Source organism: Odoribacter lunatus, from assembly GCF_943193135.1.
GTDB lineage: Bacteria > Bacteroidota > Bacteroidia > Bacteroidales > Marinifilaceae > Culturomica > Culturomica lunata.
On sequence record NZ_CALPCZ010000010.1, the window covers coordinates 63,497 to 74,485 of the forward strand.

General features: G+C 41.2%; 9 protein-coding genes and 1 pseudogene. 6 read left to right on the forward strand and 4 right to left on the reverse strand.

Annotation, left to right across the window (positions count from 1 at the left end; genetic code table 11):
• Positions 1-39: 39 nt before the first annotated feature.
• Positions 40-2,133 carry a TonB-dependent receptor gene (locus NFR61_RS05805; RefSeq protein ID WP_251621621.1) on the reverse strand — a complete coding sequence of 698 codons (2,094 nt, stop codon included), beginning with the start codon at positions 2,131-2,133 and terminating at the stop codon, positions 40-42.
• Here NFR61_RS05805 and NFR61_RS05810 point away from each other — a divergent pair.
• Together NFR61_RS05810 and NFR61_RS05815 are read left to right on the forward strand one after the other, a co-directional pair.
• On the forward strand, positions 2,111-2,425 hold the full coding sequence (locus NFR61_RS05810) for a hypothetical protein (protein WP_251621623.1): 315 nt from the start codon (positions 2,111-2,113) through the stop codon (positions 2,423-2,425). The two genes, NFR61_RS05805 and NFR61_RS05810, sit on opposite strands and share 23 nt — an antisense overlap.
• A gap of 185 nt (positions 2,426-2,610) precedes the next feature.
• Entirely contained in the window at positions 2,611-3,162 is a 552-nt protein-coding gene (locus NFR61_RS05815; RefSeq protein ID WP_251621625.1) for an NADH peroxidase, read from the forward strand.
• Between the two features lie 56 nt (positions 3,163-3,218).
• Here the strand turns inward: NFR61_RS05815 and NFR61_RS05820 are convergent, their stop codons facing one another.
• Both NFR61_RS05820 and NFR61_RS05825 read right to left on the reverse strand, forming a co-directional pair.
• Complete coding sequence (locus tag NFR61_RS05820; RefSeq protein WP_251621626.1) at positions 3,219-3,794, reverse strand: DUF4411 family protein; 576 nt, start codon at positions 3,792-3,794, stop codon at positions 3,219-3,221.
• The gene (locus NFR61_RS05825; protein WP_251621627.1) at positions 3,788-4,942 is read right to left on the reverse strand and encodes an ImmA/IrrE family metallo-endopeptidase; all 1,155 of its coding nucleotides are present in this window, start codon (positions 4,940-4,942) and stop codon (positions 3,788-3,790) included. Before NFR61_RS05825 ends, NFR61_RS05820 begins: the two co-directional genes overlap by 7 nt.
• 401 nt (positions 4,943-5,343) lie before the next feature.
• On the opposite strand from NFR61_RS05825, the gene NFR61_RS05830 reads away from it, so the two are divergent.
• Both NFR61_RS05830 and NFR61_RS05835 read left to right on the forward strand, forming a co-directional pair.
• On the forward strand, positions 5,344-8,073 hold the full coding sequence (locus tag NFR61_RS05830) for a BACON domain-containing protein (RefSeq protein WP_251621628.1): 2,730 nt from the start codon (positions 5,344-5,346) through the stop codon (positions 8,071-8,073).
• Positions 8,074-8,104: 31 nt separating this feature from the next.
• The gene (locus NFR61_RS05835) at positions 8,105-8,779 is read left to right on the forward strand and encodes a uracil-DNA glycosylase family protein (protein WP_251621629.1); all 675 of its coding nucleotides are present in this window, start codon (positions 8,105-8,107) and stop codon (positions 8,777-8,779) included.
• Between the two features lie 158 nt (positions 8,780-8,937).
• Here the strand turns inward: NFR61_RS05835 and NFR61_RS05840 are convergent, their stop codons facing one another.
• Entirely contained in the window at positions 8,938-9,861 is a 924-nt protein-coding gene (locus NFR61_RS05840) for a helix-turn-helix transcriptional regulator (RefSeq protein ID WP_251621630.1), read from the reverse strand.
• Between the two features lie 97 nt (positions 9,862-9,958).
• On the opposite strand from NFR61_RS05840, the gene NFR61_RS05845 reads away from it, so the two are divergent.
• Both NFR61_RS05845 and NFR61_RS05850 read left to right on the forward strand, forming a co-directional pair.
• Positions 9,959-10,615, forward strand: coding sequence for a DUF6266 family protein (locus NFR61_RS05845; protein ID WP_251621631.1), 657 nt, complete (start codon positions 9,959-9,961; stop codon positions 10,613-10,615).
• A 2-nt stretch (positions 10,616-10,617) separates the two neighbouring features.
• Positions 10,618-10,989 (forward strand): annotated as a pseudogene (locus NFR61_RS05850) (hypothetical protein); the annotation flags it as partial.

Sequence of the window (10,989 nt, forward strand, 5' to 3'; positions counted from 1 at the left end):
TATAGGAATTAACGAACGGGAGAAAAAAAAGTTTTAGTTTCAAATCTTAAACGTAACCGAAGCGCCGAAGCGGGCAGGGGCTCCCGATTGTCCCATATTGAAATAGGCAGGCAGTTTTTCCCCGACGGGATTATTGAGCATATAGCTGAAAAACGCCTTATCCAGGATATTCTTTCCCCACACATGCAGAGACACATACTTGCCGGAAAGGGCAAAATCCATATTCCACAGGAAATAAGGCGACTGTTTCAACAAATTATCCTCGTCAAAATATTGCGTTCCCATACCCGTTACCGACGTGGAAGCCCTGAACGTAGTGAAATTAGCCCATTGCATCGGGCGCTGGTAAACAAGTCCGGCATTCCCCGTAAACTCCGGAGCCATGACAATCCGGTTGCCTTCGTGGGCCTTATTGTCATTGCGGTAATACTTTGAATGCGTATAACCGGCGCTGAAGAAATAGGAGAGATGGGGAAAGATTTTGCCCTGTACATCTGCTTCACCGCCAAAACTACGGGCATCTCCCGCATTCTTTATACTGGGACCCATCATGCCCATCACAAAAATCTGCTGGTCTTGCCAGTCGATATAATAGGCGGCGGCATTCAGACTGAACTTACGGCTCGGACTGAAATACTTCAACCCGATTTCATAATTCCATAACTTCTCTTTCCCGTATCCCAGATCGGCAGTCTGCGACCTCATATCATTGGCAATGATATTGTAACCGCCGGCTTTGTACCCCTTGGAAATATTCAGGTATAAAGACAGCTTGTCATTCCAAGCCTGTAAGATAGAGAACTTGGGCAGCCAGGCCCCGAACTTTTTATTTTCCTCCGAATCGTGGTAGGACATAAAGCGGGGGGAACGGTCAATCAGCATACTGTCCCGGTAGGTTAAATCCGCCTTCTCGTAATCATACCGCAATCCGGCGGTCACCGATACGCCCGGCCATATATCCTTTACGGTAATCTGTCCGTAACCTGCCGCCCCGTAGGTCAGCGTGCTATTATAATACTTCATCTCCGACAAAGGCATCGGAAGCAGATAAGCCTTGTCTTTGCCGAAAGTGGCAAGGTAGTCGTTTTTCAGATTCTTGTAAAACCCGAAAGCCCCCAAAGTCCATTCCACATGCTTTCCCTTGACCGATTGGAGATTGAGTTCCTGCGTCACAAGATTCTGTTGTGACTTCTTATTATTGTCGAACACATCCAGATAGGTAAAATCCGCATCCAGCAGCTGCTTGTCCTTGCTCCAGGAGTAAGAAGTAACCCAGTTAAACGCCAAACGCCGTCCCTTCTGCGCAAAATTGATATACGAAGAAAACAAATCGCGCTTATAGGAAGAAGGCGTATTGTAATTCACGACATACCGGTCTGCCCGCAGCGAATCTACCGCATGGTAGGCATAACCGCCGTCAAAAGAATGGTTGAAATTGGCGCCGAAATTGATTTTCCAGCTCTTGTCGGAATATACATTCCCCTGATACCGGACATTATACGAATCGGACGGATTGGATTTGCGGTATCCGTCGTATTGATTCTTGAAATAGCCCTCCGACTTATTGTAGGCAAAGGAAAACTTATTGTGCAGTCGTCCGACCGGCGCATTCAAAAGCACCTGGTAGCTCTGTGAACCGTAACTGGCATACCCCAGCTTCGCCTGGGCGGAAAAATCCCGCGCCGGAGCCTTTGTCCGTACATTCACCAGGCCGTTGATACTGTTCCTGCCGTACAGCGTAGTCTGGGGACCCCGCAGGACTTCAATCTGGTGAATGTCATACAAATCAAAAATAAACGCATTCTTGTCAAAAACAGGCACCCCGTCCACATACAGACCCACCGGGGGAGTGCCCGATACCGTTCCGACTCCCCGCACATACAACGGGGTTGAAAGTTTCAATCCGCCTTCCTGCATGTAAAAATTGGGAACAAGCGCGGAAAGATTCCGTAAATCCGGATTATTCTCACCGGAAATCGCCTCCGGCGTGATAACCGTTAAAGCTGCCGGAATATATTGGGGTTTTAATTCCCTTTTCTCTGCCATGACAACCACCTCTTCCAGCAAAGCCGTATGCTGTGCATAAATAAAAGAACCGGCAAATAATAAAATGCCGCTGAAAATAAAACGCATAAAACTGATTTTAAAGATAAAAAATAATGTTGCCCAAAACTTCAATATCAGCAACAGGGCGGGGCACGCAGGATATGGTTTCTTGTTATACAAACAGATGGAATATAAGATGAGTAGTTTGTATTCCATCGTAAGGGCACGGTTGCCGTCCGAACCGGACATCTCTGTTTCACCGTTTTCTTCGTGGAGGCAGGCACCTTATAAAAGCAGGTATCTTCGGAATAACCGGCCGACGAATATTCATAAGAAACCACCGTCGGGAATGCAGATTGAATTTCCGAACCACCCTTGATGCCGCGGCAATAATACCAGATAATTAAAAACGCCGGAACCAACAGGTAAATAAAAATATGTGCCGATACACCCACGAAAAACATACGGCAAAACTACAATTTTTTTTGCATTTCATTGAAAAAAGAAGTTAATTCGCATCTGCTTTTAAGCGTGTAATAGTTATAAACTTGTAATGATGTAATTATGAAAAAATTTATTTGTACTGTATGTGGTTACGTTCATGAAGGGGAAGAAGCACCGGCAATCTGTCCGCAGTGTAAAGTCACCCGTGACAAATTCAAAGAAGTAACAGAGACAACCGGCGCATTGACATTTGTCGATGAACACGTAATCGGTGTAGCCAAAGGCGTTGACAACGAAGTATTGGAAGGCCTGAAAGCCCACTTCAACGGAGAATGTACGGAAGTCGGCATGTACCTGGCCATGAGCCGTCAGGCAGACCGGGAAGGGTATCCGGAAGTAGCCGAAGCATTCAAGCGCTACGCTTGGGAAGAAGCCGAACACGCTGCCAAATTCGCAGAACTGTTGGGAGAGTGTGTTTGGAACACCGAGACCAACCTGAAAAAGAGAATGGAAGCCGAAGCCGGAGCTTGTGAAGACAAAAAACGGATAGCAACCCTGGCTAAAAAATTGAACCTCGACGCCATCCATGACACCGTTCATGAAATGGCCAAAGACGAAGCCCGCCACGGCAAAGGCTTTGAAGGACTATACAACCGTTACTTCAAAAAATAACAACTTCGGTTCACACAAAAGAAAAGCGGTCTGTTCAGACCGCTTTTTTTGATAATCTAAATATCAGGAATACTCCAATCGATGTTTATATTGTTTAATTTGAGATAATTGGGCAATGTAATAACTTTTATATCAAAGAATTCACAAATTGTAGGTAACTTCTTGAATAATTTTCCGTCATTTTGATTTTTCTTTTCTTCAGTTAATACATATAATTCCTCAACCAATAAGCTATTTTTATTACGTTCATTTAATGCATAAATGATAATTTTAGCATCTCCGGTTTCTAAAAATTCCTGTTTAGCCTGAATATATTGTATTTCTGTCATTTTTTTCTTCTCAAGCATTACCGCCAAATTATTGTCCAATTGATTACTAAATCGCTGGGGCGCGGGTGGAACAAGTGATGAAGTATTAATTATCAATTTTTTATCTGAATTAAGAAAAGGAAGATTTTTAAATACAAGACCTTGGGCTATATAGGAACATTCTTTATGTATGCTATCCAATAAAAGGAGTTTACGACTATTGAAATTCTTTTCCAAAAAACCGCTTAGTTGATTATCATTGTCAAAAGGGGAGTAGTACCTTGACAATGCCACTAATGAACAAGTATCAGCTACTACTACCATACGATATATTTATTCAGATTAGAAGGATTGATTTTTAATTTCTCACAGAACGTCACTTCATTAATTACGCCTTTATATAAGGCATATTGCATCGTTTCTATGAAAAGCGGAGACAAAATAGGTTTGGGGGTTCTTGCATTGTTTTTATTGTTCGTATTTTTCTCTTTTTCTGCTTTTATTCGGAGGGTATATTGTTCATCCAAATCATTTTTTATTAAAGCATAATTTTTTTGTGAAAGTTTTTTATCAAATAATAGACGCGTGTAAATGGCAATCCGACTGATAAATGTTTGTTCGGAAAGTTCTTGAACTAATTCATAACAATAATCGTTTTTTTCATTTACGGATGAAATTGAATCTAATATTTGTGCTTGTTCCCCCATTATCAAATAAAACGCAAAATCATTGCACCAACGCTCAATATTTGATAATGAATGAGGATTCATATTTAAAACATCCAACTCTTCTATTTCTTCAATCCCCAATAGACAATGCCCCAATTCATGAGCAAGAGTAAAAATTTCACGTTTGTAAGATTTTTGGCGTTTCAGAACAATCATGTTAGGGCGTAAAAAGAAACCGTCAATATTTGATTTATTCTTTTTATTCCATGTTTCAACATATTCAAAAACGAAAATATTGCGTTCGGAACAAAGTTTTATCATTTCGACCAACAATTCCCTGCTTTTGGAAAACCTTCTATCAGGTATAAAAAGATGTCTGATTTTATTTGCAACGGCTTTCGGATTTTCGGTCGGAGAATAGGGCTTTATGTCAATTTCTAATTTTAAGTCGGTCAGCTTGGCATAGGCATCGAGCAAATCCTTTTGTGTCTCAAATTGCTGGACGATTTTAATAGTTTCGTTGTTGAGTTTTACTCCAAATTGGGATTTACGAAAGAACACACTGCTTTCCGGCTTTTTGGGAAGTTCGGTAAAATCTTGATAAAAAGACAAACCTTTTTCAAAAATTTTGTCAAGACGCTTCAATATAGCCAAATCCATGTATTTTTGAAATAAAACTTCTTTGGTTAGAAGCTTTTTCCTTCCTTCGTTCAGTAGAGATAACAACTCTTTTGGGGTCATCTTATATAATGCCAACAAGTAATCTACTCGTTTAGGATTAATTTCTACTTTTTGAAAAGTCATGGACATTTCTTTTTATATTAACACAGCAACCTATACAAAGTTAAAATATTTATTCGATATTTCAATTAATAGCGAGAGTTTTAATTTATATTTTCTCTATATTTGACTCGCTTATACGGGAAATGCCGTACAGGCAAACATATTTTATTTGAAGCGTTTGGTTTATCCTTATTCAAAAAACGACCAATTTTTTACAGAGAAGGATAATAGTTACAAGCGTTCATACTTGCCTTATATTGCTCTATTTGCAAATATACGGTTGAGTGTGGAGTAGCTGTTTATTTCTCTGTGGGTGCTTGGTCGTACCTTTGAATAGATAAACCGGTAGTCTCCACACTTCATTTATTGTATAAATATACCTTTCTGGAGACTTTTCAAGGTAACTAATGGTGTAAACAATTATGAAAAGATTTTTTTACCTGTTCGTGGTATTTTCCTGTATGTTCGCAGGATGCAGCAAAAGCAGCAGTCACTTGGATGACCCGGATAATCCCAACAATCCGGATAATCCGGATTCACCGACAAGCGTAACGCTGGATATTGAAACGAAGAAATACACAATTCCCCAGGAGGGACAAAAACTTGGCGTAAAGTTAGAGACGGATATGGAGTACAATGTGATGATACCGGACAGCGCCACGTCATGGGTTCGTCTGATTGAGACACGAGCCGTGAGAACAGACAGCCTGATTTTTCAGATTTCGGCCAATACCGGCACACAAGACCGTTCCGCACAGATTGTCATTAAAGACAAAAAAAGCGAGTTATCCGACACCCTTCATTTTATGCAATATGGAAAAGGGATAACTTATGTCGGGGATGTAGTGCTTGAGACAGAACAGGATTTGATTGACTTCTTTGAAGCGGGATACACCAAAGTGCAAGGAAGTGTTACGATTCAAAGGAATATAACCACATTACAACACCTTGGGAATAGACTTACGGAAATAACCGATACATTGGTTGTAAATAATAATTATTTAGAAAGCTTAGAGGGACTGTCCGGTTTGAAAAGGATTGGAGGCTTGCAGGTTTATTTGTATAATATGAAATCCTTTGAGGGTTTGGAGAATTTAGAGACTATCGGAGGAAATTTTTCGTTGTCGTCGCAGACGTTGGAATCTTTTGAGGGTTTGGAGAAGCTGGAAAATATTGGAGGAGATTTTACATTGACTTCTTATTATTCTTTTGATGCTTTGAAATATTTTAAAGGCTTGGAAAATTTAAAAAGTATCGGAGGAGACTTTAAACTATCTGGTTTTTCTTCTTCTTATTCTTCTTCTTTTGATGCGTTGGAATCTTTTGAGGGATTGGAAAATCTGGAAACTATTGGGGGAGATTTTACATTGACGGTTTCTGTCAGCGACGAGTATGGTGGAAATATATCTTCTTTTAAATCCTTGTCTTCCTTTAAAGGTTTGGGCAATTTAAAAAATATTGGGGGAGACTTTAAACTATCTGCTTATTACAAAGATTGGCATGGTGATATTCATGAGGGGTGTAAATCTTTTGATGTGTTGGAATCTTTTGAGGGTTTGGAAAATCTGGAGACTATCGGTGGAAATTTTACATTGGCTTTTTTTCTTAAAGCGTTTGAATCTTTTAAAGGTTTGGAAAGTTTAAAAAGTATCGGTGGGAATTTTACATTGATTTCTTCTTATTATTCTTTAGATTCTTATGATTCTAATGCATTGACTTCCTTTAAGGGCTTGGGTAGTTTAAAAAGTATCGGTGGAGATTTTTCATTGTATAGTAAGACTTATTTTAATGCATTGGAATCTTTTGAGGGCTTGGAGAAGCTGGAGAATATCGGTGGGAATTTTACATTGACTTCTTCTTCTTCTTCTTATTCTTCTTCTTCTTCTTTTGATGCTTTGAAATCTTTTAAAGGCTTGGGTAGTTTAAAAAGTATCGGCGGAGACTTTAAACTATCTGGTTCTTCTTCTTATTATTATTATTCTTTTGATGCGTTGGAATCTTTTGAGGGATTGGAAAATCTGGAAAATATTGGAGGAGATATTACATTGACTTCTTCTTTTGATGCTTTGAAATCTTTTAAAGGCTTGGGCAGTTTAAAAAGTATCGGCGGAAATTTTACCTTGTCTTCTTTGCTTAAAGCGTTGGAATCTTTTGCGGGATTAGAAAATTTGAAAAGTATCGGTGGAGATTTTACGATGGATAAGTATATCAATTTAAAAGGCTTGGGAAGTTTGGAAAGTATCGGTGGGGATTTTTTGTTGTCGTTGCCGAGTAGTAGTCTTGGCACTTTATCCTCTTTTTCTTTTGAGAGTTTGGAAAGTTTGAAACGTATCGATGGAGATTTTAAGGTGTCTCTTGCTTTTTACGTATTATCCTCTTTTAAAGGTTTGGAGAAGCTGGAAAGTATTGGAGGAGATTTTACATTGACTTCTTCTTCTTTTGATTTAAAATCTTTTAAAGGCTTGGGAAGTTTGAGAAAAATCGGTGGAGATTTTAAGCTTGCTTCTTCTTCTTCTTCTTCTTCTTCTTTTAATGCGTTGGAATCTTTTGAGGGTTTGGAGAAGCTGGAAAATATTGGAGGAGATTTTACATTGACTTCTTATTATTCTTCTTCTTATTATTATTCTTTTGATGCTTTGAAATCTTTTAAAGGCTTGGGAAGTTTGAGAAGTATCGGTGGAAACTTTAAACTATCTGGTTCTTCTTCTTCTTCTTTTTCTTCTTTTAATGCGTTGGAATCTTTTGAAGGCTTGGAGTCCTTGGAAACTATTGGGGGTGATTTTACGTTGACGGTTTCTGTCATCGATAATTCTTCTTCTAATCCTAATAATGAATCTTCTTTTAAATCTTTGTCTTCTTTTAAAGGTTTGTGCAATTTAAAAAATATTGGGGGAGACTTTAAACTATCTACTTATTATTATGATTACAAGTATGGTCGTATTTGGTATAAATCTTTTGATGCATTGGAATCTTTTGAGGGCTTGGAGAATCTGCAATCGGTTCAGAATATTTTGATTTCTTATCGAAAAAATTTGGGACTTCGTGATTATTGCCCGCTTAAAAACGCCATACGGAATATGACAGGGACTTTTACAGCAGACGGAAATGGGTATAATCCGACAGCGGAAGATATACTAACTATATGTTATTGATAAAATGTGTAATAATTTAAAAATGAACAGAATGAACAGTAATTTTAATCAACAGCTGTCGAATTGGCTACAGGAAGTGGCGGATGAATGCAACCGCATGGGCGAGAGGATGAATTTGGATTTTTACGCGTTCCAGTCTGATGTGTATTTCCGTCCGGAGGCGATGTTTATCGGGGCGAATCCGGGAGGAGAGGGGAAATATGGCGTGCGAAGCGCTGAAAGTCTTAAATATGACCGGAATATGTTCTTGGATAATAGTTGGAGAAGCCACAGCCTGTGTGATTTGTTTTCGGGAGATATTTTGCATCCCGTGTTTGAAAAAGCCGTTATAACCAATGTGTGTTACTTCAATACTGCCGATTTTAAGAGTTTATTGCAATTGGATAGCAAGCGGGAAGCATTGAAGTTTTGTGTGGAGAAAACTGTGGAACTGATTCGGGATATCGTGCAGCCTAAGCGCATTATATTGCTGGGGATAGATGATAAAAAAGGGCCTGTCGGAGCGTTGCGAAAATATTTAGAGATGCCACTGAAAAAACTATTGGTAACTAAGGAAGAAGGTCGAAATCTGGACTTAATACGATATACTACGATGTTCGATATACCGGTTTACATCATTCATCATCCTTCCAGAAACCAAAAATTCAATAGCGGAGAAAATCTGGCATTGAAGAAAGCCAAATTTGAAGAGATATTTAAAGGATAAAGGGAGGTAATAAAAAGGGGGTATTTCCGGGGTAACCGGGGATCATCCCTATCCCTTGCCTATCCCAACCCTATTCTATGCCTATCTGCGGATAGGGATGGGATAGCCGAAGGGTAGCGGATGGGATAGGAGTGACCCGGAGTTTCCTCCCGGTTACCTCAAAATTGGTCAAGCACATTTACCACCAGAGCATCCCAGTGCCTGTCGCATACCTTTTGCCGGAGGTGTTCGGGTTGGTGGACTCGCATGGAGTAGCCCCGCGAGAAGAGTTCCAGAAGCAGGTCTTCGGTGATTTTGAGTGTTAAACGGAACATCATCCGCCCTTTATTGGTAAAATCGGGGATTCTTACCTGGGAATGGTGTATGGGCAGGCTTTCCACGTACTTGCCATCGTTTTCGTCGAAAGAAATGATAACTTCTTCCGTCGGCAGTTCTTCTTTGACGAGGATGCCGAAAGAGTCCTGAAATTGTGCATGAATGTCTATCTTTCGGGGCATAAATTTTTCGGGCAGTACCTGCAACCGGATAATGCGGTCAAGGCCGAAAGTTTTAATTGTTTCTTCCTCCTTCGGTATGCCCAATAGATACCAACGGCCATGACATTCTTTTAAAGCATACGGATAAATATCGCGCTCTTTCGGGACAGTTTCTCCGTATTTCTGGTGATGTATGTGAACGAGGCGATTTCCCCGGATGGCTTTGAGCAGGGGATAGAGATGCTCCGTGCCCCGGTAGGGGCGGCGTTCCGGAAAGACGACGTGGTTCAGTCCCGTATCGGCGTTCAGGGCATTGAGTATGTCGAAGGATTCCAAAATGGTTTCAATGTTTTCCGGAGAGGAAACTTCATCTTCAGCTATGTGATACCCTTTGGAATGACTGTAATTTATTCCTATTCCCAAGTCGTTTCGGATGTTTCGGATGTCCCGCTTCAGAGTCCGGGGGGAGGAGGCGATTTGGGTGTCTCCGTGTGCCGTTAATTCGTTTTCTATCTTTTCCTGTAATTCTTTGAGTGTTACCCCGCCGCTGTCGCGGATTTTCCGGATGATTATCAGATAACGCTGGATTGCATTCAGACTTGCCATGTGATTTTTTGGCAAAAATATCATTTTTTTATCAGAGGGACAAGTTTTGGCACACCTGTCGTTTTTCTTTGCGGTATAAATTTTAATCTGTGTAATTATGATTGAAATGAAAAATACGTCGGTGTTCGGCAACTTTACGGGAGTTATAGATGATGTTATCGTCTATGTGTACCGGAACCGGCGGTGTATAAGAAGAAAGCCCGGGAAGGTAAAGCCGCCTTCTGCGCCGGGGCAAGTGGCACAACAGGAAAGGATGGCGTCTATCGCTATCTTTTACCAGGCATTGAAGGAGGTGGGCATTTATCCTTATTGGCAGAAAGCGGCGGAAGGCAGGGTGGCAAACGGTTACAATCTGCTGGTGCAGCAGAATTTGCCCGCATTCAACAGCAACGGAATGATTTGCGATTTTTCCAAAATCCGCCTGACGGACGGTTCACTGGCTTTGCCCGATGAATTGCGGCTGCGGGAAGCGGAGGAAGCGGACGGGTGGGTGCTGGCGTGGACAAATACGCCCTACCAAGTGAATGCCTGGGCGGACGACCGTTTGAAGCTGTTTGTGATGAAAGAGGACGGCGGGACGTTTGATGTCGAGCCGCTGGAGGCCGTTGAAGGAGTGCGGCAGGACGGGCAGGTAATGTTCCGTTTGCCCGAATACCTGCAAGGGTATCCCCATTTGTATGTTCTGTTTTGCTCGCATACAACGGGGGCGTGTTCAAAGAGCAAATATTTTAATTTACTTTTAAAAAGGAGGTAATAATGGCTATTTATCAAGCAACAGCCATCGCACGGCGGATTAAGAGGTCCGTCGGCGAACAAACATTCTGCCAGGTAAACGGACAGAATGTAGTGAAAATGAAAATCGAGGAAAATACCTCGAATACACCGGCACAACAACGTCAGCGGCGTATCTTTACTGAATTGTCCGATTGGGGGAATATATTCGGTGAGGCGGCGGCGCTGGGATTTCCCACCCGGCAGCGGCAATTGAGCGTGCAGAACGCTTTTATGCAGGCGAATGCCGAGGTGGTGTCGGTGAGCGAAGAGGGGGAGGTTACGGTGGATTACACCCAAATCGCCTGCTCTAAGGGACGCTTGGATGTTCCGAAAGTAACGGTGACCTGTACGGGC

What these genes read in the sequence shown, in the direction of transcription:
- NFR61_RS05810 (WP_251621623.1), top strand. Translation starts at nt 2,111, where the DNA reads ATGCCGCTGAAAATAAAACGCATAAAACTGATTTTAAAGATAAAAAAT.
- NFR61_RS05825 (WP_251621627.1), bottom strand. Translation starts at nt 4,942, where the DNA reads ATGACTTTTCAAAAAGTAGAAATTAATCCTAAACGAGTAGATTACTTG.
- NFR61_RS05820 (WP_251621626.1), bottom strand. Translation starts at nt 3,794, where the DNA reads ATGGTAGTAGTAGCTGATACTTGTTCATTAGTGGCATTGTCAAGGTAC.
- NFR61_RS05830 (WP_251621628.1), top strand. Translation starts at nt 5,344, where the DNA reads ATGAAAAGATTTTTTTACCTGTTCGTGGTATTTTCCTGTATGTTCGCA.
- NFR61_RS05815 (WP_251621625.1), top strand. Translation starts at nt 2,611, where the DNA reads ATGAAAAAATTTATTTGTACTGTATGTGGTTACGTTCATGAAGGGGAA.
- NFR61_RS05805 (WP_251621621.1), bottom strand. Translation starts at nt 2,133, where the DNA reads ATGCGTTTTATTTTCAGCGGCATTTTATTATTTGCCGGTTCTTTTATT.
- NFR61_RS05840 (WP_251621630.1), bottom strand. Translation starts at nt 9,861, where the DNA reads ATGGCAAGTCTGAATGCAATCCAGCGTTATCTGATAATCATCCGGAAA.
- NFR61_RS05845 (WP_251621631.1), top strand. Translation starts at nt 9,959, where the DNA reads ATGATTGAAATGAAAAATACGTCGGTGTTCGGCAACTTTACGGGAGTT.
- NFR61_RS05835 (WP_251621629.1), top strand. Translation starts at nt 8,105, where the DNA reads ATGAACAGTAATTTTAATCAACAGCTGTCGAATTGGCTACAGGAAGTG.